This is a genomic window from Mycobacterium novum (genome assembly GCF_010726505.1).
Taxonomy (GTDB): Bacteria; Actinomycetota; Actinomycetes; order Mycobacteriales; family Mycobacteriaceae; genus Mycobacterium; species Mycobacterium algericum.
Genome location: NZ_AP022562.1, coordinates 1,650,904 through 1,676,431, shown reverse-complemented (window position 1 = coordinate 1,676,431; position 25,528 = coordinate 1,650,904). Strand labels below are relative to the sequence as shown.

The window sequence follows — 25,528 nt, the reverse complement described above, 5'->3', positions numbered from 1 at the left end:
GTGTGTGCGTGGGGCCAAACTAACAACCGGTCGGTTGGTTGACTACCTCGGTCAAGGGTTGACCGTCGCGCAGCCGGCGACAGTTGTCGACGGCGGCGCTCAGATAGCGCTGCATGGTGTCGGCGGTGTACCAGCTGACATGGGGAGTCAGCACCACGTTGTCCAAGCCGAGCAGGGGGTTGTCCGGGCTGACCGGCTCGACGGCGAACACATCGAGACCCGCGCCGCCCAGCCGCCCGCTCGCCAGCGCCTCGGTCAGCGCGGTCTCGTCGACGACGGTGCCGCGCGCGGTGTTGACCAGCACCGCCCCGGGTTTCATGCGCGCCAGGCCGGCCCGGTCGATCAATCCCTCGGTGGCCGCCGTCAACGGCACGTGCAGCGACACGACATCGGCTTCGGCCAGCAGCTCCGGCAATGAGCGCCAGCCGGGGCGACCGTCATCGCGGGTGCTGGTGTGCAGCACGTTGGCGCCCATGGCGGAGACGATCCCGGCGACGCGTCGGGCGATGCTGCCGTACCCGACCAGACCCACGGTGCAGCCGCCGATGTCGCGGCAGCGCTCACCGAGATCCGGATCGGTGGGCCAACCGGACCCCTGGCGCGTCGAGCGATCCAGCGACATCAGTCGGCGCAACACCGCCAGCATCAGCAGCACGGCGCCCTCGGCCACCGATGCCGCGTTGGCGCCGGGCATGTTGGCAACCGCGATGCCGCACTCGGTGGCGGCCCCGACGTCGATGGTGTTGATCCCGACGCCGAACTTCTGCACCAGTCGCAGTCGCGGTCCACCGCGCAGGTCCTCGCCGGACAGCGGACGCAGCACGTGCCAGATCACCTCGGCATCGGCCAGCTCCCGCCGGAAGGTGGTGTCGTCGTCGGCGGCGCACCACCGGATATCGAGCCAGTCCGATTCCGGCGCAACGAAGTCGATGACCTTCGGCCCGGGGATGAAATGCGCCAGGACTGTCAGGGCCATCGGTGTCCTGTCCGCTCGGCGATGCTGTCAGCCCGGGCGTTCTCGGGCATGGTCAGGAGTCTTCCTCGGTATAGATGGCCCGATAGAACACGTTGGCCAGGGTTCGGATGCAGGCGTCGTCGTCCGGCGCGGCGCCGCTGCGACGGGGGGTGGCAAGTTGGACGTAGCAGAACTGGTTCAGCATCGACACGATCGCCACCGCGAGTAGTTCGGGGTCGTCATCGGCGCAGTGGCCGTCGGCCTGCGCTCGTTTCACCGTCTCGGTGATGAAAGCCACTGGTACCGCGCAGATCTCCGCCCAGTAACGGGCGAAGTCGTCGTTGACCATCGCCAGTTGGGAGACTCCGACCATCTCGGCGAGTCGGTTGCGGTAGGTATACCAGTGGGCGGCGGCGGCCTGCTCGATACGCTCCCGGTTCGACAGCCCGTGCCGAACGGCGCCGGAGGCCCGCTCGCCGGCCTCATCGCGGAACCGCAGCGCCCACTCCCGGACCATCGCTTCTTTGGAGTCGTAGTAGTTGTAGAACGACGCGGCCGATCGACCGGCCTCGGCAGCGATGTCGGCGATGGTGGTGGCCAGCACACCTTTGCGGGCGATCACCGCCCGCGCGGCGGAGTCGATCGCCGCCTGGGTGCGACGGCCCCGACGAGTCGGCAACGGGTCGCGGTGAATGGGCTCTTCGGAGAGGGTCGACACCGAATCGGTTCTCCTGTCGCTGCCGAGGCTGGATCAAACTTGAATCTGATGTTAGATTCAGATTCTGATCTTGACCAGAGGAGTCACGATGATCAAGCCGCACGGTGTCAACACCGAGTTCGAGATCAGTGGGATCAACCACGTCGCGCTGGTCTGCGCCGACATGGCCCGAACCGTCGACTTCTACAGCAACGTGCTCGGCATGCCGTTGGTCAAGTCCCTGGATCTGCCCGCCGGGATGGGGCAGCACTTCTTCTTCGACGCCGGCAACGGTGACTGCGTCGCCTTCTTCTGGTTCGCCGAAGCGCCGGACCGCGTACCGGGCATCTCATCGCCGGTCGCCATCCCGGGCGTCGGTGAGATCGTCAGCGCGGTGAGCACCATGAACCACTTGGCCTTTCACGTGCCCGCAGACAAGTTCGACGCCTACCGTCAGCGACTCAAGGACAAAGGTGTCCGGGTCGGGCCCGTTCTCAACCACGACATGTCCGAATTCCAGGCCAGCCCGACCCTGCATCCCGGTGTGTACGTCCGGTCGTTCTACTTCCTCGATCCCGACGGAATTACACTTGAGTTCGCTTGCTGGACAAAGGAGTTCACTCCAGACGAGGAACACGTCACGCCGAAGACCGAAGCCGACCGTAGGGTTCCGGCCGCCACCACTTAGTCTCGGTACAGCGCCGGATCGCCGAGTTTGTCCAGCAGTGCGGCCAGTTGCTCGATCAAGCGTTCCGGCTTGAACCGCACTTCACCGGCCAGCCAGGCGCTGATCGTCTGGGCGACCCCACCAACGACGAAGTGTCCGGCCGCTTTGATCCGGTCGTTCTCCGGCAGTCGCAGCGCGCTGCCAGCGTGCTGGCCAGATAACATCGCCAGCAGCGCACTGGATTCCACCCGTTTGCGTACCACCACTGCGTTGCTCAGATGCACGCCGAACAGCAGTCGCCCGATCCGGGCGTCACCTACGATCGTCCGCACGATGTTGGCGATTCCGGCACGGGTCTGCTCGCCGGGCGGCGCCGCCTTCACGACCGACTGGGTCTTGGCGGCCAGGTCGGCGATGACAGAGTCGAAGACCGCGCTGACGAACTCTTCCTTGTCGGCGAAGCTCTCGTAGAAATAGCGCGCGGTCAGGCCGGCCTGCCGGCAGATGCCCCGCACGGTCAGTTCCGCGATCTGCGGCACGTCGGCCCCGAGAAGGTCGAGCCCGGCCTCGAGGAGTCGGGCTCGGCGCGATGCCCGGCGTTCGACGGCGTCGACCCCGCCGTACAGGCGCGCCCCCGACACATTGGTGGACACCATGTCGAACATCTTGGCACCGGGCCTGACACAGAGCAATGTCCAGAAGCCGGCGTTCTCAGGATTGTGGGTGCGGCGATGCCGAGCATCAGGCGGAGCTGAGGCGCCGTTGTCCCAGCGGTATGCACGTCAGCGCTGGTGTGCGCCGGGCCCCCAGGGAGAATGCCCTGTGATTTCGTTTGACGAAACATCAGAAAACCCCTAATGTTGGCCAAGCCACGATCTGAAAAAGATCTCCGGTTACAAACAAGGGGACATATCATGAAGCTGATCATACTAGGCGTCGCCGCCGGAGGTGCCGCAGCAGCATTCCTCACCGCCGCGACCGCCGGCGCCGAGGTCTCGGAGACTCCGGGGACCTGGACGCCGACCTATAACATCGACACCGCCGAGATCCTGCAGGCGGCGAACTCGTTCACCAACACCTGGGCCGTCACGTCGATCTTCACTCACAGTGACGGCGAGGCGCTCGCAGGAACGACCTACCTCACCCCGTCGACGGGTGGGCTCAACGCCCTGTTCATCGATGACGCCACCGGTGATATCTACAACCAGAACCAGCTCGGGCTGGGCTTCACCAACCTGTACTATGACGCCGACGGTGACGGCAAGGACGTCGTCGACATCCTCAAGACGCCCTTCGGAAACATCGACATCTCGTCGATGGCGGCGTGGTTCGCGCCGGCCGACGTGGCAGACCTGACCCCGGCGTCGCCGCTGGAAGCGCTGGAGAACGCCGGCTTGTACAGCGCCCTGAACCTGGGCCTGGGTGAGGACGCTCCTGCCGACGTGACGTGGAATCCGACCTACGCCCTCGACGGTGCTCAGCTGCTCGACGTCAACGACCCGCTCTCGCAGACCTGGAAGTTGACGGCTGCCTTCACCAACGATGACGGCGAGATGCTGTCGGGCACCAACTACATCACGCAGTCGTTGTTCGGTGGCGGCATCAACAACCAGTTCGTCACCACCGACGGGGATGTGTACGCGCAGCACCAACTGGGGCTGGGCTTCACCAACCTGTACTACGACGCCGACGGCGACGGCAAGGATGTCATTGACATCCTGAAGACGCCCTTCGGAAACTTCGACATCTCGTCGATGGCATCGTGGTTCGCACCGACCGACTTCTCCGATGTCGACGCGGTCTCGCCGGTGGCCGATCTGGAGGACGCCGGTCTCTACAGCGTCCTGGACCTCGGTCTGTTGACGCCGGACGTGTAACCAACCACTCAACAAGCACGAATGCCCCGGTTCTGCCGGGGCATTCGTGTCGCTATGGGCCAGACCGGCCCGCGCAGCGCTGTCCGTCGGGCGGTATCCGTCAGCGCGCCACTTCCCGCTGGACGTTATCGATCCGACGGGTCCAGCCGCGGGAATCGAGATGCTCCAGCAGCGGGATCGCCACCCGTCGAGTGGTGCGCAACGCCTGCTTGGCCTGCGTGGCGGTGAAGGGTTGGGTCAACGACGCCAGTTCCCGCATCGCCAGCGCCGGCGCGGTCGGCAGCACCACCACCGATTCGGTCAGCCGCAGCAAGCGGCCGGCCCGCTCGGCCGCGGCCAGCTCGCGGATCCCCAATCGCAGGGCGGCCAGGTCGTCCGCGTCGGGGGCTTGGAATGGCTCGGCGGCAAGGCGAGACTCCAACGTGGCGATCGCGGCTTCGGCCGGCCCGAGATCGCCACCGGTGCCCGCTATCCGGATCAGGCCGTCATGGAGCTCCAGCCCGGCGTCACGAACCACCTCGTCGAGCAGGCCCACTTCGGGCAACCCCAACAGATCAGCCGCTGCCCCGCTGGACATCCCGGCCGACAACGGGTTTCGCTCATGCAGCTCCCGCGTCGCCGAACCCAGGCGTTCCAGCCAGCCCTGGTAGGTGCTCGTCTGAACCCACCAGCCACGGACCTCGCGCACCCCGGCAGGCACCGCCGTGCAGTCGTAGCCCAGCAGCTGCAGCCGGGCGCGGAACACCGCACCCCGGTCGGCCACCACTGCTGCCGGATCGTCGCCGGATGTCAGCGCCGCCAGCACACCCCCGCGCCGGATGCCGTCGCCGCGGCGCCGCAGCGCCGGAGGATCGGGATCGAGCACGCGGACCCCGGCCACCACCCGCCGTCCACCAGGGTCGCGCAACACCAGTCGATCCGAAAGCGCCAGCGGCAGCGAATGTTCCAGCGTGAGCCGGGCATGGTCGTCGTCGAACGGCCGAAGCCGGGCCGGTACCGACGCGGTGCCGACGTGCACCACCAGGTGTTCGGGCGCCTGGCTGAGCGCGAGACCGGTTGCACGGCGCACATCCACCGTGCTGGGGGTCGGCCACGCATCGACCGTGACCAGCGTGTCGCCGCGGTGCACGTCTGCTGCCGGCACCCCCCGCAGGTTGACGGCCACCCGTGCCGTCGGCGACACCGTCGCGCAGTCGTGACCGCAACTCTGCAACCCACGAACGGTCACCTCGCGCGGCTGTCCCCGCCCGAGCAGGATAAGCCGGTCACCGCGAGCCAGCGTGCCCGCGGTGAGGGTGCCGGTGGTCACGGTCCCGGCGCCGGTGATGCTGAACGAGCGGTCCACCCACAGCCGAACCCGTGCGGTCGGGCAGGGCGCGGGCAGCCGGGACACCACCTCGTCGAGCGCCGTTCGCAGCTCGGTCAGGCCGACACCGGAGACGGCGGACACCGCCACGGCGGGGGCATCGTGCAGCCCGGTTTCGGCGAGTTCGGCGCGGGTCGCGGCCAGCACCTCGGCGACCCGGGCGGGTGGCACCCGGTCAATGCGGGTCAGCGCCACCAGACCGTGCGAAAAGCCCAGCGCGGCAAGGGCGTCGCGATGATCAGACGACTGCGACCGCCAGCCCTCGTCGGCCGCGACCACGAAACACACCACCGGCGCCGGGCCCAGACCGGCCAGGGTGTTGGTGAGGAAGCGTTCATGCCCGGGCACGTCGACGAACGCCACCGGGGCACCCGAGGGCAGTGTGGTCCACGCGAACCCGAGATCGATGGTGAGTCCGCGGCGGCGCTCCTCGGCCCACCGGTCGGGCTCCATTCCGGTCAACGCTCGCACCAGGGTGGATTTACCGTGGTCGACGTGTCCGGCCGTGGCTACGACGAACATTGCCACATCACGGTCACTCCAACGCCGCGCGCACCGCGGCCAGCAACCGCGCGTCGTCGGCCTCGGGGACGCAGCGCAGGTCGAGCAGGCAGGCGCCGTCGTGCACCCTGGGCAAGACCGCGGGATCGCCGGCGCGCAGCCGGGCGGCGGCTGTCTCGGGCAGTCGCACCGCCCAGCCGGGCAACGGGACGCCGGGTGCGCCGCCGCCGCCGACCCGCCCGTCATGCGGAACAGTCTCGGCGCCAACAGCGGTCGCGAGCAGCTCAGCGCGGCACCGCAGGGATTCGGTGTCGGCGTGCAATGCCAACGTCACCGGTGGCAGGCCACCGGCCACGGTGGCTTCGAGCGCGGCCAGCGCAAGCTTGTCGGCCCGCACCGCTCGGGCCAGCGGATGACGGGCCAGTCGGGCGACGATCTCACGGCGCCCCAACACCAGCCCGGCCTGCGGCCCGCCGAGCAGTTTGTCCCCGCTGGCGGTCACCACGTCGGCGCCGGCGGCCAGCGCGCTCGCCGCATCCGGCTCGTCGGGCAGCAGCGTGTCGGCAGCGAGCAGCCCGCTGCCCAGGTCGGCCAGCAGGGCCACACCGTGCTCGTCGGCCAGCGCCCGCAACTCGCGTAGCCCGACCGCCGCGGTGAACCCCTGCACGGCGAAGTTGCTGGGATGCACCTTGAGAATGCAGCCGGTCTGCGGTCCCAGCGCCTCGGCGTAATCGTGCAGGTGGGTGCGGTTGGTGGTGCCGACCTCGCGCAGCACCGCGCCGGTGGAGGCGATCAGATCGGGTAGCCGGAAGCCGGCGCCGATCTCGATCAGCTCGCCGCGGCTGACGACTACTTCTTTTCCGGCTACCCCCGGCCCGGTGGCCAGCGCGGTGGTGGCCAGTACCAGCGCAGCGGCGCCGTTGTTGACCACCAGTGCGTCCTCGGCGGCCGGACACGCCGCCAGCAGCGCGGCACGCGCGGCGACGCCGCGTTTGGACCGGGCTCCGGTTTCCAGGTCCAATTCGACGTCGACATAGCCGGCGGCCGCCACGAGCGCCTCGACTGCCGCCGCCGACAGTGGAGCCCGGCCCAGGTTGGTGTGGATCACCACTCCGGTGGCGTTGAGCACCGGCCGCAGTGTGGATCCGGAATGAGATGAAAGACGTTCCAGCACCGATGATTCCACCGCGTCGGGCGCCAGTTCCCCGCGGCGCGCCCGATCCTGGGCGTCGTGCACCACCGCCCGGATGGTGCGATCGCCGAGCCGGGTGGCTGCCTGGCGCACCGCAGGCAGCGCCAGCAGTGCATCGGTGCGTGGAATGGCGCGACGCGGATCGACCTGGCTCACAGCCCCTCCTGTCCGATGGCGGAGGCGGACGGGAATCGAACCCGCCAGACCGAGTTGCTCGGCCTCACCGGTTTTGAAGACCGGGGAGCCCACCAGGACCCAAACGCCTCCGCTGTTAAACCTAACCGGTGTGGCTAGCCTGAACCGATGACCATCCGGCTCACCGGCTACGCGCACGGCGGCGGCTGTGCCTGCAAGATCCCGCCCGGCGAACTCGAGGACGCGGTGCGCGGCCTGGCAGGACAGGCGCACGATCGGGTGTTGGTCGGGCTCGACGACGGCGACGACGCGGCCGCGGTGCTGGTGCGCGACGACCTCGCCGTGCTGTCCACCGCCGACTTCTTCACGCCGGTCGTCGACGACGCCTATGACTGGGGCCGCATCGCGGCCGCCAACGCGCTCTCGGACATCTACGCGATGGGTGGGACCCCGGTGGTCGCGATCAACCTGGTCGGATGGCCGCGGGAGACGCTGCCGATGGAGCTGATGAGCGAGGTGCTGCGCGGCGGCCTGGCCGTCGCGCAGCAGGCGGGCTGTCCGGTGATCGGCGGGCACTCCATCGACGATCCGGAACCCAAGTACGGCATGGCCGTCACCGGGGTGGCCGACCCGAAGAAGCTGCTGCGCAACGATTCCGCCGTACCCGGTCTTCCGCTGACGCTGACCAAACCGATCGGGGTCGGACTGCTCAACAACCGGCACAAGCGGACCGGGGAGGTCTCCGTCGAGGCCGTCGAGCTGATGACCCGGCTCAACCGCGACGCGGCCCGCGAAGCGGTGGAAGCGGGCGTCCGGGCCGCCACCGACGTCACGGGCTTCGGGCTGCTCGGCCACCTGCACAAGATGTGCCGGGCATCCGGGGTGGGCGCGGTGATCGACCGCGGCGCGGTGCCGGTGATCGGCGGCGCGGTCGAGGCGCTGCGCGACGGCTTCGTCTCCGGCGGCACGCAGCGCAACCTGGACTGGGTGCGCCCGCACCTGCGTCCCGGACCCGGTATCACCGAGGACGATCTGCTGCTGCTGGCCGACGCCCAGACCTCCGGTGGTCTGCTGATTGCCGGGGAGCTTTCCGGGTATCCCGTGATCGGGCATACCGTCCCCGGAAGCGGAGTCGAGGTGCGATGAGTATGAGCCAGTTCAAAGTCGGCGACCACGTGCGGTGGAACTCCGAGGCCGGGCATGTGACCGGCAAGATCACCAAAGTCCACACCAAAGACACCGAATACAAGGGGCACAACCGGCGGGCGAGCCCTGACGAGCCGCAGTACGAGATCACCAGCGACAAGACCGATCACATCGCCATGCACAAGGGGTCGGCGCTGCACAAGCTCGACGACTGAATGTTGGCGACATACAATTCCCTCATACATCGCCAACATGAGGAGTCGCAATGGCGGTAACCCAGATCGACCTTGACGACGAAGCGCTGCGCGAGGTCATGCGGATCGCCGGGGTGCACACCAAGAAAGAGGCGGTCAACCTCGCGATACGCGATTATGTCGAACGGTTCAGGCGCATCGAGGCGCTCGCCCGATCCCGCGAACAGGCTCAGGACTGGGATTACGACGGGTGGCTCGTGGCGCGCGCCGACGAGAAGGTCACCGGTTGATTTCTTTCCTGGCTGACTCCTCGGCCATCTGGCGGTTGCAACGACAGCCGGAACTGACCCAAGCGTGGAACTCCGCTCTGCTCAGTGGGGCGATCGGATCGTGCGATCCGCAGCGGGCGGAGTTTCGTCGTTCGGCCCGCAATGCCAACGAGTTCGAACAGATGAGCCAGATGTTTCGTGACATCTATCCCGATGTTCCCGTGCCGAAATCCGTGTGGCGGTGGATAGACACCGCCCAGCACCGATTGGCGGCAGCGGGCGCGGTGCGTGCACTGTCGGTCGTCGACCTGCTGGTCTGCGCTACGGGTGCGGCCAAGGGGTTGACAATTCTTCATGACGACGGCGATTACGAACTGGCCGCGCGTCACCTGCCTGATGTCGCGGCCCGCCGTGTTGTCGATGTCGACGCGTAGACGTCGCCGCGCTCAGACCACGTAGTACAACTGCGACATCGCCACCCGGTCGACCGCCGGCACCGTGGCCAGCGTCCCGTCCAGGTAGACGTCGTAGGTGTTCGGGTCGATCCGGATCTCCGGCATGGCGTCATTGCGCACCATCTGCGGCTTGCCGACGGTGCGGCAGCCGCGGACCGGTTCGACCCAGCGGTCGAGCCCGATCCGCTCGGGCACCCCGGCGCTCACCGCGGCATCGGACATGAACGTCATCGAGGTGCGCCGCGCCAGGTCCGGCTCACTGGCGTACATCGGTCGCAGCAGCACCGGCTCGGTGGTGGGAATCGAGCCGCACGGGTCGCCGATGGCAGCCCGCGCCACCGCGCCGCCCTTGAGCACCAGCTTGGGCCGTACCCCGAATGTCGCGGTCGGCCACAGTACGATGTCGGCGATCTTGCCCGGTTCCAGCGACCCCACCAGATGGGCTACCCCGTGGGTGAGCGCCGGGTTGATCGTGTATTTGGCGAGATAGCGCAGGATCCGGTTGTTGTCGTGTTCGTCCGGGTCGCCGGCCAGCTTGCCGGTCAGCTGCTTCATCTTGTCGGCGGTGCGCCACGCGGTGGTGATGGTGTCGGACATCCGGCCCATCGCCTGCGAGTCCGAGGTGTACATCGACACCACACCCAGGTCCTGCAGCACGTCCTCGGCGGCCTCGGTGCCGGTGCGGATCCGGGACTGCACGAACGCGTTGTCGACCGGGTCGTGCGGATTGAGGTTGTGTGTCACCGCAGTCATGTAGAACAGGTTGTCGGCGGTGTCGGTGGTGTACGGCCGGGTGGGGTTGGTCGAGGACGGCAGCACATTGGGCATCGCGGCCATCGCCATCACGTCCGGGGCGTGGCCGCCGCCGGCGCCCTCGATGTGGTAGGCGTGCACCACCCGCCCGTTGATGGCGGCGAGCGTGTCGGCGAGGTAGCCGGACTCGTTGATGGTGTCGGTGTGGATCGCGACCTGCACGTCGTAGTCGTCGGCCACGTTCAGGCAGCAATCCATCACCGACGGGGTGGATCCCCAGTCCTCGTGCACCTTGAAACCGCAGGCGCCGGCCTCGACCTCCTCGATGAGCACCTCGGGTCGGCTGCTGTTGCCCTTGGCGAGGAAGCCCACGTTGACCGGGTAGGCGGAGGTGGCCTGCAGCATCCGGGTGATGTTGCCCGCGCCCGGGGTGGTGTTGGTGCCCCGTGCCCCGTCCTCGGGTCCGGTCCCGCCGCCGAGCAGGGTGGTGACCCCGCTGGACAGGCCGTCTTTGACCTGTTCGGGGGAGATGAAGTGCACGTGGGTGTCGACCGCGCCGGCAGTGGCCACCAGGCCCTCGCCGGCGATCACCTGGGTGCCGGTCCCGACGATCAGCGCCGGGTCCACCCCGTCTTGCACGTAGGGGTTGCCTGCCTGGCCGATCCCGACGATCCGACCGTTACGAATTCCGATGTCGGCCTTGATGATTCCGATGATCGGGTCCATCACGATCACCGAGGTGATGACCAGGTCCAGGGCGCCGTCGGCGTTGGTGATCCCCGGGGTCTGGCCCATGCCGTCCCGGATCGACTTACCGCCACCGAACACCAACTCCTCGCCCGGGGTGAGCAGGCTGTCCTCGACCTGCGCGATCAGTTCGGTGTCGGCCAACCGGAACCGATCACCGGTGGTGGGACCGTACAGCGAGACGTAGTCCCGCCGGGAGATCGAACTCATGGCGCCTCCTCCGGATCCGTCGGCAGTCCGCGATAACCCAGGTCGGCGGCCCGGCGCAGCGCCTGCTCCGCGACCGCAGGGTTGCTGACCGTGCCCTCGACCAGTCGGCTGAAGCCAGTGATCCGGCCCATCCCGCCGAAGTCGACCAGCTCCACGTCCTTGGCCTCCCGGGGCTCGAACCGGATCGCCTGGCCGGACGCAATGTCCAGCCGCTTGCCCAGCGCTTGGCGACGGTCGAACTCCAGCACTTTGTTCACCTCGAAGAAGTGGTAGTGCGAGCCGACCTGGATCGGCCGGTCCCCGGTGTTGCGCACCGCCATTCGGATCGTGGGACGACCCGCATTGATCTCGACGGGGTCGTCGGCGATGAACCATTCGCCGGGAATCATCACGCCACCTCCGGTCAGACGATCGGGTTGGACACCGAAACCAGTTGAGTCCCGGTCGGAAATATTGCTTCGACCTGAACGAGTGTGACCAGCTCAGCCACGCCGGGCATCACGTCGTCGTGGGTGAGCACCCGCTTCCCGAGTTCGATCGTGTCGGCCAGCGACGCGCCGTCGCGCGCCGATTCCAGCAGCGCCTCGCAGATCAGCGCAATCGATTCGGGAACGTTGAGTTTGGTTCCGCGCTGCTTGCGCCGACGGGCCAGCTCGGCGACCTGGTAGATGACCAGTTTCTCGACCTCGCGGGGCGACAGCAGCAGCGACGACATCCAGGTCTGCGAACCGAGGACCGCGGGGGCTTGCAACGCCGCTGCCCCGATTTCCTCCGAGTGGTCACCATCCTCCGCCACGGTTCGGATGCTACCTGCCGCACACCGTTTGCGCCGCTGGATCGGCTACCCCGCCGTCGTGATCGAATCCCCGGTGATGCCCGCCGCGCGGCGCGCCGCCAGCCGGTTCCGCTGCGGCTCAATGGTGTAACGCGGATCCTTCGCCGATTCGATGCCGGCCTCGAACACCCCGAACCGGGTCAGCGCCGAGGCCCCCAGCAGTGCCAGCCCGGACAGCGCCGCCACCGCGCGGTGCCGCCCGCCCAGCAGCGTCCCGATACCGCCGGCGATCGCCAATCCTTCACTGCACCGCAGCATCGCCCCGGCCCGGCCCTGCTGCAGCGGCTCGGCGGCGATCGGGTCCATCCGGTGCTCCATCGCCCGGGTCGCGATGACGTCACCGATGACTCCCAGCACCGCCAGTCGTCGCGCCGGCCCGGCTTCGGTCACCGGCGTCGTCAGCATCGCCAGCCCGCCGGCGGCCAGGCTCGCCGAGCTGACGAACACGAACGGCAGATCGCGGTGGGCGCCGTGCCAGGTCGGGGTGGCGGTGTCGCCCAGCAGCACCGCGGTGTAGACGGCCAGCGGCGCAGCGAACACGGCGGCCTCCAGGCCGGCCGGTCCTTCGGCCGCCCGCAGCACCGGCCGCAGCGGGCCCAGGGGTAGCCACTCGCCGGTCATGCGATCGACCTCGGCGGCGGCCGCAACCCCGGCGCCCGCGCCGAAACCCGACAGGATCCAGGATCCGAGGCTCATCGGTGAGGTGAGTTTGATGGTGCGCAGCATGTTGACGAAGCGTTCCGGTCGACCGAGGTCGCTGATCAGCGCTGCCGCGCTCAACACGATGGCCACCAGCGCCGCCAGCCGGGAGTTGCGGCGCAACACCTTTCGCCCGGTGAGCTGGGCACCGGCAGCCAGCAGACCTGAGCCGCCGGCCAGGCCGCCGAGGAACAGGTAGGCGGCAATCTCGTGCGTCCACGGCGCCGGCTTGACCACCGGGCGCCCGTAGTAGGAGCTGAACGCCACGTCGGGCACCATCGGCATCTCGCGGCCACCGTCGCCGCCGCCACGGCGCCGACGCCTGCCGCGGCGCGGACCGTCCGAGACAGTGCTCATGACCGCCCCCCCAGGAATGCGACGGCGGCGGCGGCCAGCATCCCGGCCGCGGCCAGCGCCGACCGCTTGAACATCGCCGGCAGATCCGCGGTGCCGACCCGCGGGTCCGGTGGCAGGCCGTAGACCTCCGGCTCGTCGAGCAACAGGAAGACCGACCCGGTGCCGCCGACGCCATCGTGCTCGTTGGCGCCGTAGAGCCGGGCCTCGGTGCGGCCCTGAGCGTGCAGTCGGGCCACCCGCTCGCGGGCATCGGCCACCAGATCGTCGTGGTCACCGAACTTGATCGATTCGGTGGGACAGGTCTTGGCGCAGGCCGGGGTTCCGCCGTCGACCAGCCGGTCGTAGCACATGGTGCACTTCTGGGCGATCCCGACTCCTACCACGCCGGGAGCGGCGCCGCGGGCGGACTTCGGCGCCGCTGTGCCGTCGGTGCGACGCTCGATCACCCCGAACGGGCAGGCCGGCACGCAGTTTCCGCAGCCGTTGCAGACGTCGTCCTGCACCACGACCGTGCCGAACTCGGTGCGGAACAGCGAGCCCGTCGGGCAGACGTCCAGGCATCCGGCGTGCGTGCAGTGCTTGCAGACGTCCGAGGCCATCAGCCAGCGGAACTGGTCGGTAGCCGGCGGCGCGATATCCGTTGCTGCGCCAGGCATTTTGGGCATGCCCAAATCGATCAGCTGTCGCCCCGATTCGCGAGCGTTCGCGATGGCGTCGGCGCCCTGTTCGATGAACGCGACGTGCCGCCAGGTGTTGGCGCCCAGCGAGCCGGTGTTGTCATAGGAGGATCCGAGCAGCTCCAGGTCGCCGTCGGCCGGGTTGTGGTTCCACTCCTTGCAGGCCACCTCACAGGCCTTGCAGCCGATGCAGATCGAGGTGTCGGTGAGGAAGCCTTTACGCCGGTGTTGCGCTGACCATCGCGCGTCGGCGGCGGGGTCGGTCGGTCCGGAAAGTTGGCCCATCAGTCCCGCCTTTCCGGGTCGACAGCGGTGTTGCCGGTCTCCGGTGTTGCGCCGGAACGGCTTTGGTATTCGGCGATCAGCCGCAGCAGCTCCTCGCCGTGCGGTCGCCGGCCCGGTCGGATGTCGCAGGAACCGGCCTTGGACTCCTGGATCTGCACGTTCGGATCCAGGGTCACCCCGAGCAGGTCGTTGGCGGCGTCGCCGCTGACCACCGCGTCGCCACCGACACCCCAGTGATACGGCAGCCCGATCTGGTGCACGGTGTGTCCGCCGACGATCAGCGGTGTCATCCGGTCGGTCACCAGGACGCGCGCCTCGATCGCCGCCCGCGGCGAGATGATGGTCGCCCAGCCGTAGTTCTGCAGGCCCCGCTCGGCGGCCAGCGCGGGGGAGACCTCGCAGAACATCTCCGGCTGCAGTTCGGCCAGATACGGCAACCAGCGGCTCATGCCGCCGGCGGTGTGGTGCTCGGTGAGGCGGTAGGTGGTGAACACGTACGGGTAGACATCGGCGCCCGGCTCACCGGCACTGGGAGCCGACAGATTGTCTTTGCGCGGGAAGGTGATTCGAGCCGGATTGCGCTGCTGGAGATACACCGCGTTGGCGATCGGTGACTCCTGCGGTTCGTAGTGGGTCGGCAGCGGGCCGTCCACCACGCCCTTGGGCGCGAACAACCAACCCTTGCCGTCGGACTGCATCACGAACGGGTCGTCACCGGCCAACGCGTCCGGACCGCCCGACGCCGGATCCGGCCGGGCGCCCGGGGCACGGTCGACCACGAAGTCGGGCACGTCATCGCCGGTCCAGCGGCCGGCTTGCGCGTCCCACCAGACGTAGCGCTTCCGTTCACTCCACGGCACCCCGTCCGGGTCCGCCGACGCCCGGTTGTACAAGATCCGCCGGTCGGCCGGCCAGGCCCAACCCCACTGCGACTGGCTGCGGCTCGGCCCGCCGTTGGGCACCCGCCGGGCGGCCTGGTTGACGCCGTCCGCGTAAACCCCGGTGTAGATCCAGCAGCCGCCGGCCGTGGTCCCGTCGGCGCGCAACTCGGTGTAGGACGACAGCGGCCGGCCGGCGTCGTCGCCGGTGAGCTGATGCCCGTTGATCTCGGCCAGCACGAACTCGGGATCCGGGTCGCCGTGCTCGTCGACGGGGTAGTTCCAGACCAGATCCAGCAGCGGCCGGTCTCGCGGATCGGTCGACCCGGCCAGCTTGGCGCGGATGCGGTTGCCCAGTTCGACGAAGAACTGCAACTCGCTGATGCAGTCTCCCGGCGGGGCCACGGCCTGATGGCGCCATTGCAGCAGCCGTTGGGTCTGGGTGAACGTCCCGGCCTTCTCGACGTGACCGGCAGCCGGTAGGAAGAACACCTCGGTCTCGATGTCTTGCGTGCGCAGCTCGCCGGAGGCGATCTCGGGACCGTCCTTCCACCAGGTGGCCGACTCGATCAGGTTCAGATCCCGTACCACCAGCCACTTCAGGTGCGCCATGCCCAGCCGCTGTTGGCGCCCGTTGGCCGAACCGACCGCCGGGTTCTGACCGAGCAGGAAGTAGCCCTCGACTTCGTCGGCCAGCATCCCGGTCACGGTCTGATAGGTGCCGTGGGCTCCGGTCAGCCGGGGCAGGTAGTGATAAGCCCAGTCGTTGTCGGCGGTCGCGGCGTCGCCCCACCACGCCTTGAGCAGGCTGATCAGGTAGGCGTCGGCGTCCGCCCAGAAACCCTTCTGGCTCTTCGACCCGACGCGGCCCAGGTAGGCACCGAGGGTGTCGTCGCGCCCGGCCTTGGGCATCGGCAGATAGCCGGGCAGCATGTCGTAGAGGGTCGGGATGTCGGTGGAACCTTGAATGCTGGCATGCCCGCGCAGCGCCATGATGCCGCCGCCCGGCCGGCCCACGTTGCCCAGCAGCAGCTGCAGGATCGCGGCGGTGCGGATGTACTGGGCGCCCAGGGTGTGCTGTGTCCAGCCCACCGCGTAGGCGAAGCACGTGGTGCGTTCCCGCCCCGAGTTGGACGTGACGGCGCGCGCCAGGTAGTCGAACAGTTCGGTGTCAATGCCGCAGACGTCGCGGACCATCTCCGGGGTGTAGCGCGCGTAGTGCCGCTTGAGGATCTGGAAGACTGTGCGCGGGTGCTGCAGGGTCTGATCGCGCCGCACCCGGGGGTGTTCGAGTGCCGCGCCGCCGCTGCCGAGCGTCTCGCCGAGCGAGCGCGCCGATGCGCTGGCGCCGTGCTCATGACCACCGCCGGGCGAGCCGATGTCGTCCTCGCCGGCGTCGCGGCTTTGGTACGCCCACGTCGACGGGTCGTACTGCCCGGTCTCCGGGTCGAACCCGGAGAACAGCCCGCCCAGGTCCTCGGTGTCGCGGAAGTCCTCGCTGACCAGCGTCGCGGCGTTGGTGTAGGCGAGCACGTAGTCACGAAACCACAAGTCGTGGGTGAGCACGTGGTTGATCAGCGCACCCAGCAGCACCACGTCGGAGCCGGCCCGGATCGGAATGTGCTTGTCACACACCGCCGACGTGCGGGTGAACCGCGGGTCGACATGGATCACGGTGGCGCCCCGGCTCCTGGCTTCTTCGACCCACTGGAATCCGACCGGATGGCACTCGGCCATGTTGGAGCCCTGGATGACGATGCAGTCGGCATTCGCCATGTCTTGTAGGGACTGTGTCGCGCCACCGCGACCGAAGGAGGCTCCCAGACCGGGAACCGTGGCGGAGTGTCAAATACGAGCTTGATTGTCGATCTGTATCGCGCCGGCGGCGGTGAAGAGCTTCTTGATGACGTAGTTCTCTTCATTGTCCAGCGTGGCGCCGCCCAGCGAGGCGATCCCCATGGTGCGCCGCAGCGGCCGGCCGTCGTCGTCGTGGTCCTGCCAGCCGTTGCGCCGGGAGGCGATGAACCGGTCGGCCACCATGTCGATCGCGGTGTCCAGCTCCAGCGGCTGCCAGTCACTGGCGCGGGGCGCCCGGTAGAGCACGGTGATCTGCCGCCCGGGAGAGTTGACCAGTTGTTCGCTCGCCGCGCCCTTGGGACACAGCCGGCCGCGTGAGATCGGCGAGTCCGGATCGCCCTCGATCTGCACCACTTTCTCGTCCTTGACGTAGACGCGCTGCCCGCAGCCCACCGCGCAGTAGGGGCAGATGCTCTGCACCACTCGGTCGGCGGTCGCGGTTCGCGGCACGGTGGCGCGGGTGCGTTCGGAGGTGACGGCCGGCCCGCGGCCGAACACGTCACCGGTGCGCAGTTGCCGGATCACCGGCCACTCCAGGAATTTTCGCGGAACCATCTTCAGAGCCTAAGGGAACCGACCGCGCTCCCGCAGCCGAGCAAGCATGATGGAGCAATGAGTCGGATAACGCAGCGGCGCCGGGTGAGCCATGTCGCGGCCGGTGCCGCGACGCAGCGCCCCGAGACGCTGGCGGTGGAGGAGCCGCTGGAGATCCGCCTCAACGGCACGCCGCTGAGCGTCACCATGCGTACGCCGGGATCGGATGTCGAACTGGCGCAGGGCTTCCTGCTCACCGAGGGCATCATCTCCGGGCGCGCCGACGTGCTGAGCGCGCGCTACTGCGGTACGCCGGCCGGGCCCAACACCTACAACGTGCTCGATGTGACGCTGGCGCCCAGCGTGCCGCCGCCCACGGTCGACGTCACCCGCAACTTCTATACGACTTCATCTTGCGGGATCTGCGGCAAGGCTTCGCTGGACGCGGTACAACTGGCCAGCCGGTACTGTCCGGGCGATGACCCGGTCAGCGTCACCGCGGCGGCGATCACCGCGATGCCGGACCGACTGCGCTCAGCGCAGGACGTGTTCGACCGCACCGGTGGCCTGCACGCCGCCGCGCTGTTCAGCTCCGACGGGTCGGTTCTGGTGGTACGGGAGGACATCGGCCGGCACAACGCCGTCGACAAAGTGATCGGCTGGGCGCTGGAACGTGACCGGATACCGCTGTCGGGCACCGTCCTGCTGGTCAGCGGTCGGGCGTCGTTCGAACTGACCCAGAAGGCGGTGATGGCCGGGATCCCAGTGCTGGCCGCACTGTCGGCGCCCTCCTCGTTGGCCGTGGACCTGGCCAGCCAATCCGGCCTGACCCTGGTGGCATTCCTCCGCGGTGACTCGATGAACGTCTACAGCCGGGCCGACCGCATCGTCGGTTGAACGTAGTCGCAGGCGCGCGATATAGCCGGGAAAACCATCCGCAGAAGCGGCAACAAACCCGCGTTCGATCTTGCATTTCCGGCTACAAGTATTAATGTGTCCAGACTGAGCAGATCCTGATCGAAGAGGGGTGCAGGATGACCGGTCGTAGCCGTGACAGTCGGGGCAAACGCCTGCTCGGGACCGCAGCCGGAGCGTTCCTGGTCGCCGGGATGGTGCCGATCGCCGCCGCTCCCACCGCGCACGCCGACGATCTCTGGGATCTGATCGTCGACCCGTTCGTCAACGTCTTCGACGGTGGCACGGGCGATGGCGCCGACCCGTTCGCCGGGTTCGGCGATACCAATCTCGTCTTCGGTCTGGGCAGCGCGGAGTCCGGTCCACTCGACTTCGCGCAGTCGATCAACGATGCGCTCCAAGCCTGGCTCGCCAGCGACTCCGGCATACAGCTGGCCGAGATGATCAACGCGTCGTTCGTCTACCTGTTCGGACGCGATCTGATCGGCAACGGCCTGGACGACTTCACCGGGGAGAACACCTCGCTGCTGGGCAGCACCGGCATGTTCGGTGATCTGGGCGACGGCGGGTTCCTGTTCGGCAACGGCGGCGCCGGAGCCGACGGAGTGGCCGGCGTGAACGGCGGCGCTGGTTGGGACGGTGGTTCGGCCGGCATGTTCGGCAACGGCGGTGACGGCGGCGCCGGTGCGGCGGGTGCCGCCGGCGGGGCCGGTGGTGACGGCGGCAGCTGGTTCGGCAATGGCGGCCATGGCGGTGACGGCGGCGCCGGCGACACCGCCGGAATGGTCGGTGGAAACGGCGGTGCGGGCGGCAATGCCGGATCCTGGCTCGGCGACGGCGGCGATGGCGGCGATGGCGGCGCCGGCGTCAAGGGCGTCCAGGCACTGAACAGCGGCGCCGGCAGTGCCGGCGGCAACGGCGGAGTCGGCGGCAACGGTGCCTCCGTGGGAACGGGTAACGGTGGTAACGGCGGTGCTGGTGGCAACGGCGGCAACGGTGCCGACGTGGCGGGCAGTGGTGGCGGTGGTGGCGGTAGCACCGGTGGCGGAACCGGCGGTGGCGGCGGTGGCGGCAGCACCGAAGCGAACACCGCCGGCGGCAACGGTGGTACCGGTGGAGCGGGCGGCAGTGCCGGGCTGATGTCGGGCAACGGCGGCAATGGCGGAGCCGGCGGAAACGGCGGCTTCGCCGGTGTCAGAGGCCCGGACACCCCCGGCGGTCAGGGCGGTGCCGGTGGCCAGGGCGGCGCGGGCAGCATCAACGGCGACAACGGCGAGGCCGGAGCCGCCGGCAACACCCCCGGCAGCAAGGGCGGCGGCGGGGACGGCTGCGTTCCCAACCCGGGTGGCGGCGGTCCCGGCGGCCCCGGCAGCGGCACCGGTTGTGGTGGCGGCGGCGGAGGCTAACCGCTCGGGGAGCCTGCCGGTGCGGCGCGGTCGATCACAGCGACGATCGCCCAGCCGAGCATCCCGGCCGCGAGGCCGAATCCGAGGTGGAACAGCGCCTTCTCGCCGATGGCCACCATCCCGAACGAGTGGCCGACGATGAGCCACCTCGTGAGTGGAACAACAAGCGCGACAAGGTGAACCGGGGCGGCGGCCAGTGCGACCAGCCACCGGCGTGCCCGTACCGCGGGACTTGCGATCAGCAGGTACAGCAACACCGCGGCGCCCAGGTAGCGGATGCTGGCCCACGGCCCGGGCCCGGATTGCAGCAGCAGGGTCGCCGCTGTGGATGCGGCCCCCACGGCGAGCACGGTGGGCGGTCTGCGGGTGGTCAATGCCACGGCCACCAGCAGTGTCAGCCACACCAGGCCGCGGTGTCCGGGCAGTGCCAGCGGCATCCGCACGTCAGCGGAGATGGTGATCACGGCGGCGGCAGCGGCCGGAAAAACCGCCTCGCGGGCCAGCGCCAGACTCGTCGCGTTACGGGCTGCCCACGGCATCACAGTCATCGCCTCAAGGTAGGCCTGACGGCCGCGCCACACAACCTCATCTGCGGTCCAGAACGACGTGTGAAAGCTTGAATACGCATCGATGCCGACATACGGTCATGCACATGCGGTCATCTGCCGGGCACCTGCTCCGAATGGGTCTGACGGTCCTCGTCGTCAGCACCGGAATCGGGGGGTGCGCCGCCGATTCCGACGCCGGGTACCACCTGGTCGTCCGGCAGGACGGTCGAGTGCTGGACGAGTTCGATCTGGCACGGCTGGGTGAACTGCCGCAGATCGAGATCACCACCCCGCAGTCGCACGGCAGCCCGGTACAGCGCGGCCCGTCGGTGCGCACGGTGCTGGACGCCGCCGGGGCTGCCGACATCCGCAGTGTCCGCATCGAGGGCAGCGACCCCGCGCAGACGCTGACCGCCGCCGAACTCACCGACCGGGTCGTGCTGAGTTTCACCAAGCGCGACACCGTCAAGCTGGCCGCGGCCGACCTCGACCGTGACCGGTGGGTGCGCGACGTGCAGACCGTGGTCGTCAACCCGTGACGGTCTTCGCCGGCGTCGATCTGCTGATCGCCATCGATGACACCGATGACCGGTTCAGTCCCGGCACCGGCCGGCGCGCCCGAGCGTTGCTGTGCGAACTGGCCGCCGCGGGTTTGGGCAGTGCAGCCGGTGCCACCCGCCACCAACTGCTGGTCGACGACCGCGTGCCCTATACCTCGCACAATTCCAGCGCCTGCCTGGCCTGGCGTAGCCCAGCCGGCGACCCGCACGCGGTACGCGGCGAGATCATCGACTACACCGCCCGGTTCCTGGAACGCGTCTGCCCACCGGCCGCCGACCCGGGCCTCGCCGTCGCGGTCCCGGCCGACCTGTCCGACATCGGACCGCTGGTGGAGTTCGGCCGGCGGGCCAAACGCGAAGTGCTGCACCGTGCCGAGGCTCGGCACCTCGCAGACGAACTCGGGGTGCAGCTGTCCGGGCACGGGGGAACCCACGACGGGGTGGTGGGTGCGCTGTCGGCCATCGGCCTGCAGCTCTCCGGCGACGACGGCCTGTTCATCACGCTGCCCGGCCTCGCTGACCTGCCCCACGCGGCGACTGTCGACGAACTGCTGGCGAGCGTGCCCATCGACGAAGCCCGCGACGGCGGCAACCGCCGACCCGCGGCCGGGGAGCGTATCGAGTTGGGTGACTGGGTCCGGCCGGTTCTGCTGGGGGGCGCCGCTGTGCTCCTGCTGGAACCACCTGTCGAGCAACCCGATGGGCGGCGCCACTGGCGGACCGCACCGCGGGCGGTCGTCAAGAAGTATTGAGGTGCTTCCGCAGCTACGGGAAGATCGACCGACTCGGTAGGCATATCGTGACTGAGAAAGCGGAATTATTCCGCAGCTAAGGCCAGTGAAAAGGTGTTCGTCGGCTAGAGTTCTTGAGGTCCCTTGAGGTCGACGGCCTACGCCGCGCTCGTTGCCGGAAGGAGCTTCGTCATGGTCCTGCACGTCGTTCCCGAAGGCTTGGCCGCGACGAGCGCGGCGGTGGAGGCAATCGCCGCCACCCTGGCGGCCGCCCACGCGTCAGCGGCCCCGCTGATCACCGCGGTGGTTCCGCCGGCGATGGACCCGGTGTCGCTGCAAGCCGCGGCGGAACTGAGCATGCAGGGCAGCCAGCATGAGGCCGTCGCCGCGCGCGGCACCGAGGTGCTGCGCCGGGCCGGAGTCGGCGTGGCAGCGGCAGGGGCGAACTACCACGCCGCCGACACGTCGGCCGCGTCGGCGTTTCCGCGGTAGCGGTGCGGTGATGTCCGCCCTCGTGTGGATGGCGGCCCCGCCGGAGACGCATTCGGCGATGCTGAGCACCGGCCCGGGACCCGGTGCGCTCCTTGCCGCGTCGGCCGCCTGGACCGCCTTGAGCGGGGAGTATCTCAGCGCCGCAACCGAACTCGCTGCCGTGCTGGCAGATTCCCAGGGTGTGTGGGCTGGTGCGACGGCGGACGCCTATGCTGCTGCGCACCTGCCCTACCTGGCCTGGCTGCAGCTGGCCGGCACCCTCAGTGCCCGGACCGCCACCCAGCACGAGGTGATCGCGACGGCCTATAGCAGCGCATTGGCGGAGATGCCCACGCTCGCCGAGCTCGCCGCCAACCACGCCACCCACGCGGTGCTGGTTGCGACCAACTTCTTCGGTGTCAACACCATTCCGATCGCCGTCAACGAGGCCGACTACGCGCGGATGTGGATTCAGGCGGCCACCGTCATGAGCGTCTACCAGGCCACCACCGAGACCGCGCGCAGCCTGGGGCATACCAGTGGCGGAAGCCAAGCGGGCTCCGCTGCCGCCGGGGACGGCGGTGGTGGCGGAGGCAACGGCGGCGGAGGCAACGGCGGCGGAGGCAGCGGAAACTTCGACCTGCCGACACCGGCGGAGATCTGGCAGATGCTCTTCGGTCGTGACGGAGACCAGGTGCCCGGACAGGGCCAGCCCAACTGGAGTCCGGCGGAATTCCTGCAGAATCTGTCGAACTTCTTCAACGGTAACGAGAAGGCGCTGGCCTGGCTGCAACAGAACTTCCAGGGCCCGCTGACGCCCGCCCAGTGGTGGCAGCTGTCGAGCTACTTCATCGCGTGGCAGACCTACCGTGCGGTCAACTGGACGCTGCGCACCCTGCGCTTCCTCGCCCAGCTGTCCCCGCTGTTGGCCGGTGTCGGCTTGAACCTGTCGATCGCCAACCTGGGGGGGCTGGCACCGGTGGCCGGCGCGTCGGGGCTGGCAGGCTTGTCCGGACTGTCCGGGTTGGCCGGCATCGCGGCGCCGCCGGTGATGCCGGCGCCCGCGCCGGTGGCGCCGGTCATCTCGGGTACGGCGCCGCCCGCGCCGGTTCCGGCCGCGGTGCCCGGGCCGGCTGCGCCTGCCGGCCCGGCCGCGTTGATACCGACAGCCCCCGCTGCCGCCCCGCCGCCGCCGGCGGCACCGCCGCTGATCGGCACCGAAGGCACGTTCCACAGCTACCTGGTGGGCTGGCTCCCTGCATCGCAGCGCACCGCCGCCACCGTGGCCTCAAAGGCGGCCCGGCGCGCACCCGACATCGCGGTGCCAGCGGCGGTCGCTGAATCGGTGCGGGGTGCGGCGCGGCAACCGGGTCGCCGCCGCGGAACCTTGATCGACCCCGGTTACCGCTATGAGTACCTCGAGGAGCACGACCCGGGCGCTGCATCGCAGGTCCAGCACGGCTCGGCGGGGTTCACCGGCACCCTCGGTGCGACCGGGGTGACGCAGCCTGCGGGTTTGGCGGAACTGGCGCGCGATGAGTTCGGCCGGGGCCCCAGGCTTCCGATGCTGCCGGACTCCTGGGGGAACAGCCCACGTGCCGAACCAACTTAAGTACCGCAATCGCGGACTAGGAACCGATCGGCAGGACGTAGATTCTGTTAAATTCCGGACGATCTGCCCGTAAATATTGACTTGGGTCATGCCTCCGGGCGTACCGTCGGCAGGTGGCCGTGGCAGCGCTGTGACGGCGAGCAGTCGATCGTGCCCCGGGAACCGTACCGGTGCGCTTCACGACTAACCGGTAGAGGAGAAAGGAGTGCGGCGATGAGTATGTTGGATGCCCATATTCCGCAGTTGGTGGCCTCGGAGTCGGCGTTTGGGGCGAAGGCGGCGTTGATGCGGTCGACGATGGCGCAGGCTGAGCAGGCGGCGTTGTCGGCGCAGGCGTTTCATGTCGGTGAGGCGGCGGCGGCGTTTCAGGGTTCGCATGCGCGGTTTGTGGCGATGGCGGCGCGGGTGAATGCGTTGCTGGACATGGCGCAGGTGAATCTGGCTGATGCGGGCAGTACTTATGTCGCGGCCGATGCGGCGGCGGCGTCGGGTTACACCGGGGTTTAGAAGGGGTTTGTGTGATGTCGCAGATTATGTACAACTACCCGGCGATGTTGGCCCATGCCGGGGAGATGAATGGGTATGCGGGCACGTTGCAGGCCGTCGGTGCTGATATCGCCAGTGAGCAGGCGGCGTTGCAGGCGGCGTGGCAGGGCGATACGGGGATGACGTATCAGGCCTGGCAGGTGCAGTGGAATCAGGCGATGGAGGAGTTGGTGCGGGCGTATCACGCGATGGCGATGACGCATGAGACCAACACGTTGATGATGAACGCCCGCGACACCGCCGAAGCCGCCAAGTGGGGCTGACCGCGCGACGAACCTGCGCGGGTCGGGCCGCGACCAGCGGGGATCACGCGCTGATCACTCCGGCGTAGGGTCACTGGAATGCCTGAGATGCGCAGTGAAGGTGACAGTTGGGACATCACCACAAGTGTCGGCATGACCGCGTTGCGGGTGGCCGCAGCCAGGGCGTTAGAGGCCCGCAAGCCCGATCCGGTGGCGGTCGATCCCTATGCCGAGGTGTTCTGCCGGGCGGCGGGCGGGGACTGGCAAGCGGTGGTGGAGGGCAACCTGCCCGATCATCGACTGTTGACCAGTGATTTCGGCGAGCACTTCGTCAACTATCAAGGCGCGCGCACCCGCTACTTCGACGACTACTTCCGTCGCGTCGCCGCGGCGGGTGTGCGGCAGGTGGTGATCTTGGCGGCCGGGCTGGACTCCCGGGCCTACCGATTGGACTGGCCGGACGGGACGACGATCTTTGAACTGGACCAGCCTCAGGTGCTGGCCTTCAAGAGCTACGTGCTCTCCCAGCGCGGCATCCGGCCGACCGCGGAGCGGCGCGAGGTCGCCGTCGACCTTCGCGAGGACTGGCCCGCGGCGCTTGTGGCCAGTGGCTTCGATCCGGCCCGGCCCTCGGCGTGGATCGCCGAGGGCGTGCTGGTCTACCTTCCGGGCGATGCGCAGGAGCAGCTGTTCACCGGTATCGACGGCCTGGCGGCTCCCGGCAGCCACCTGGCGGTCGAGGACGGCGCCCCGCTGCCGGACGAGGTGTTCCAAGCCGCGCTACAGGCCGAAGTCGTCGCCGGCGACAACAGTCGCGTCTTCCATCAACTCATCTACAACGAGCGCTGCGCGCCGGCCGATCAGTGGTTCGGCGAGCGCGGCTGGACCGCGGTGGCGACGCCGTTGGCGGACTACCTGCGTGAGCTGGGGCGCCCGGTGCCGGGTCCGGACAGCGAAGCCGGCCCGATGGTGGCCCGGAATTCGCTGGTCCGGGCGGTCAAAAGGTAGGGCCCGTCGAGAACGCCAGCCACTGTCGTCAGCATGCCCCGAATGGGGTAACGTTCCAGCAAACGAAAATCATTTTCAATAAGGAGCCGGGGTATGAGTGGGAACGATGTCGGTGCTCCCGCGGCGGGTCTACCTGCCGAAGGAGCGGGGAATGCGGTGATGCAGACCACCCGGCGATCGCTCGAACCGGCCTCGACAGTTAG

Annotated in this window: 26 protein-coding genes, 1 tRNA gene and 1 pseudogene; 15 read left to right on the top strand and 13 right to left on the bottom strand. The window is 68.8% G+C overall.

The features are described from left to right. Positions 1-19 precede the first annotated feature (19 nt). Both G6N19_RS07755 and G6N19_RS07750 read right to left on the bottom strand, forming a co-directional pair. Positions 20-976 carry a 2-hydroxyacid dehydrogenase gene (locus G6N19_RS07755; protein WP_193466101.1) on the bottom strand — a complete coding sequence of 319 codons (957 nt, stop codon included), beginning with the start codon at positions 974-976 and terminating at the stop codon, positions 20-22. 52 nt (positions 977-1,028) lie between these two features. Beyond that, positions 1,029-1,673, bottom strand: coding sequence for a TetR/AcrR family transcriptional regulator (locus G6N19_RS07750; RefSeq protein ID WP_193466100.1), 645 nt, complete (start codon positions 1,671-1,673; stop codon positions 1,029-1,031). Between the two features lie 88 nt (positions 1,674-1,761). Here G6N19_RS07750 and G6N19_RS07745 point away from each other — a divergent pair, with 88 nt between their 5' ends. Beyond that, the gene (locus G6N19_RS07745) at positions 1,762-2,340 is read left to right on the top strand and encodes a VOC family protein (RefSeq protein WP_013827207.1); all 579 of its coding nucleotides are present in this window, start codon (positions 1,762-1,764) and stop codon (positions 2,338-2,340) included. On the opposite strand, the gene G6N19_RS07740 is transcribed toward G6N19_RS07745, so the two are convergent. Beyond that, positions 2,337-2,984, bottom strand: coding sequence for a TetR/AcrR family transcriptional regulator (locus tag G6N19_RS07740; RefSeq protein WP_013827208.1), 648 nt, complete (start codon positions 2,982-2,984; stop codon positions 2,337-2,339). The two genes, G6N19_RS07745 and G6N19_RS07740, sit on opposite strands and share 4 nt — an antisense overlap. Before the next feature lie 249 nt (positions 2,985-3,233). On the opposite strand from G6N19_RS07740, the gene G6N19_RS07735 reads away from it, so the two are divergent. After that, a complete protein-coding gene (locus G6N19_RS07735; RefSeq protein ID WP_013827209.1) occupies positions 3,234-4,196 on the top strand; it encodes a hypothetical protein in 963 nt (320 codons plus the stop codon). 100 nt (positions 4,197-4,296) lie between these two features. On the opposite strand, the gene selB is transcribed toward G6N19_RS07735, so the two are convergent. From selB to G6N19_RS07720, 3 genes are all read right to left on the bottom strand, one after another. Next, the gene (gene selB / locus G6N19_RS07730) at positions 4,297-6,084 is read right to left on the bottom strand and encodes a selenocysteine-specific translation elongation factor (RefSeq protein ID WP_193466099.1); all 1,788 of its coding nucleotides are present in this window, start codon (positions 6,082-6,084) and stop codon (positions 4,297-4,299) included. A 13-nt stretch (positions 6,085-6,097) separates the two neighbouring features. After that, positions 6,098-7,411 (bottom strand): L-seryl-tRNA(Sec) selenium transferase, encoded by a 1,314-nt coding sequence (selA, locus tag G6N19_RS07725; protein ID WP_193466098.1) that lies wholly within the window; start codon positions 7,409-7,411, stop codon positions 6,098-6,100. A 16-nt stretch (positions 7,412-7,427) separates the two neighbouring features. Then, a tRNA-Sec gene (locus G6N19_RS07720) sits at positions 7,428-7,522 on the bottom strand. 36 nt (positions 7,523-7,558) lie between these two features. On the opposite strand from G6N19_RS07720, the gene selD reads away from it, so the two are divergent. The 4 genes and pseudogenes from selD (at position 7,559) to G6N19_RS07700 (ending at position 9,433) form a co-directional block, all read left to right on the top strand. After that, positions 7,559-8,536 carry a selenide, water dikinase SelD gene (gene selD, locus G6N19_RS07715; protein WP_193466097.1) on the top strand — a complete coding sequence of 326 codons (978 nt, stop codon included), beginning with the start codon at positions 7,559-7,561 and terminating at the stop codon, positions 8,534-8,536. Positions 8,537-8,538: 2 nt separating this feature from the next. Continuing rightward, positions 8,539-8,751 carry a hypervirulence associated TUDOR domain-containing protein gene (locus tag G6N19_RS07710; protein ID WP_041316765.1) on the top strand — a complete coding sequence of 71 codons (213 nt, stop codon included), beginning with the start codon at positions 8,539-8,541 and terminating at the stop codon, positions 8,749-8,751. Between the two features lie 50 nt (positions 8,752-8,801). Further along, a pseudogene (locus tag G6N19_RS07705) lies at positions 8,802-8,954 on the top strand (type II toxin-antitoxin system VapB family antitoxin); the annotation flags it as partial. Between the two features lie 26 nt (positions 8,955-8,980). Further along, the gene (locus G6N19_RS07700; RefSeq protein ID WP_408632467.1) at positions 8,981-9,433 is read left to right on the top strand and encodes a PIN domain-containing protein; all 453 of its coding nucleotides are present in this window, start codon (positions 8,981-8,983) and stop codon (positions 9,431-9,433) included. A 12-nt stretch (positions 9,434-9,445) separates the two neighbouring features. Here the strand turns inward: G6N19_RS07700 and ureC are convergent, their stop codons facing one another. From ureC to fdh, 6 genes are read right to left on the bottom strand one after another with little or no spacing between them, the layout of a single operon-like run. Further along, positions 9,446-11,164, bottom strand: a complete 1,719-nt coding sequence (gene ureC / locus G6N19_RS07695) for an urease subunit alpha (RefSeq protein WP_013827216.1) — start codon at positions 11,162-11,164, stop codon at positions 9,446-9,448. Next, a complete protein-coding gene (locus G6N19_RS07690) occupies positions 11,161-11,553 on the bottom strand; it encodes an urease subunit beta (RefSeq protein ID WP_013827217.1) in 393 nt (130 codons plus the stop codon). Before G6N19_RS07690 ends, ureC begins: the two co-directional genes overlap by 4 nt. 14 nt (positions 11,554-11,567) lie before the next feature. Further along, positions 11,568-11,960, bottom strand: a complete 393-nt coding sequence (locus G6N19_RS07685; RefSeq protein ID WP_408632466.1) for an urease subunit gamma — start codon at positions 11,958-11,960, stop codon at positions 11,568-11,570. 45 nt (positions 11,961-12,005) lie between these two features. Further along, a complete protein-coding gene (gene nrfD, locus G6N19_RS07680; RefSeq protein WP_193466095.1) occupies positions 12,006-13,055 on the bottom strand; it encodes an NrfD/PsrC family molybdoenzyme membrane anchor subunit in 1,050 nt (349 codons plus the stop codon). Next, complete coding sequence (locus G6N19_RS07675; RefSeq protein WP_013827220.1) at positions 13,052-14,017, bottom strand: 4Fe-4S dicluster domain-containing protein; 966 nt, start codon at positions 14,015-14,017, stop codon at positions 13,052-13,054. Before G6N19_RS07675 ends, nrfD begins: the two co-directional genes overlap by 4 nt. Next, entirely contained in the window at positions 14,017-17,307 is a 3,291-nt protein-coding gene (gene fdh, locus G6N19_RS07670; RefSeq protein WP_232062570.1) for a formate dehydrogenase, read from the bottom strand. Before fdh ends, G6N19_RS07675 begins: the two co-directional genes overlap by 1 nt. Positions 17,308-17,364: 57 nt before the next feature. Here fdh and fdhD point away from each other — a divergent pair, with 57 nt between their 5' ends. After that, on the top strand, positions 17,365-18,183 hold the full coding sequence (gene fdhD / locus G6N19_RS07660; RefSeq protein WP_193466093.1) for a formate dehydrogenase accessory sulfurtransferase FdhD: 819 nt from the start codon (positions 17,365-17,367) through the stop codon (positions 18,181-18,183). 137 nt (positions 18,184-18,320) lie between these two features. Beyond that, entirely contained in the window at positions 18,321-19,607 is a 1,287-nt protein-coding gene (locus G6N19_RS07655) for a hypothetical protein (protein ID WP_193466092.1), read from the top strand. On the opposite strand, the gene G6N19_RS07650 is transcribed toward G6N19_RS07655, so the two are convergent. After that, the gene (locus G6N19_RS07650; protein WP_232062569.1) at positions 19,604-20,155 is read right to left on the bottom strand and encodes a hypothetical protein; all 552 of its coding nucleotides are present in this window, start codon (positions 20,153-20,155) and stop codon (positions 19,604-19,606) included. The genes G6N19_RS07655 and G6N19_RS07650 overlap by 4 nt on opposite strands. Before the next feature lie 104 nt (positions 20,156-20,259). Here G6N19_RS07650 and G6N19_RS07645 point away from each other — a divergent pair, with 104 nt between their 5' ends. The 7 genes from G6N19_RS07645 to G6N19_RS07615 all read left to right on the top strand — a co-directional run bounded on the left by G6N19_RS07645 (position 20,260) and on the right by G6N19_RS07615 (position 25,325). Further along, positions 20,260-20,694 carry a hypothetical protein gene (locus tag G6N19_RS07645; protein WP_083036749.1) on the top strand — a complete coding sequence of 145 codons (435 nt, stop codon included), beginning with the start codon at positions 20,260-20,262 and terminating at the stop codon, positions 20,692-20,694. After that, positions 20,691-21,467 (top strand): hypothetical protein, encoded by a 777-nt coding sequence (locus G6N19_RS07640; RefSeq protein WP_083036558.1) that lies wholly within the window; start codon positions 20,691-20,693, stop codon positions 21,465-21,467. Before G6N19_RS07645 ends, G6N19_RS07640 begins: the two co-directional genes overlap by 4 nt. A gap of 171 nt (positions 21,468-21,638) precedes the next feature. Then, entirely contained in the window at positions 21,639-21,938 is a 300-nt protein-coding gene (locus tag G6N19_RS07635) for a PE family protein (RefSeq protein WP_013827229.1), read from the top strand. A 10-nt stretch (positions 21,939-21,948) separates the two neighbouring features. After that, positions 21,949-23,529: a PPE family protein gene (locus G6N19_RS07630; protein WP_232062567.1), complete on the top strand. Its 1,581-nt coding sequence runs from the start codon at positions 21,949-21,951 to the stop codon at positions 23,527-23,529. Positions 23,530-23,742: 213 nt separating this feature from the next. Then, positions 23,743-24,036, top strand: a complete 294-nt coding sequence (locus tag G6N19_RS07625) for a hypothetical protein (RefSeq protein ID WP_041316776.1) — start codon at positions 23,743-23,745, stop codon at positions 24,034-24,036. Positions 24,037-24,050: 14 nt separating this feature from the next. Continuing rightward, entirely contained in the window at positions 24,051-24,338 is a 288-nt protein-coding gene (locus G6N19_RS07620) for a WXG100 family type VII secretion target (RefSeq protein ID WP_041316779.1), read from the top strand. Positions 24,339-24,425: 87 nt separating this feature from the next. Next, positions 24,426-25,325 (top strand): class I SAM-dependent methyltransferase, encoded by a 900-nt coding sequence (locus tag G6N19_RS07615; RefSeq protein ID WP_193466331.1) that lies wholly within the window; start codon positions 24,426-24,428, stop codon positions 25,323-25,325. Positions 25,326-25,528 lie beyond the last annotated feature (203 nt).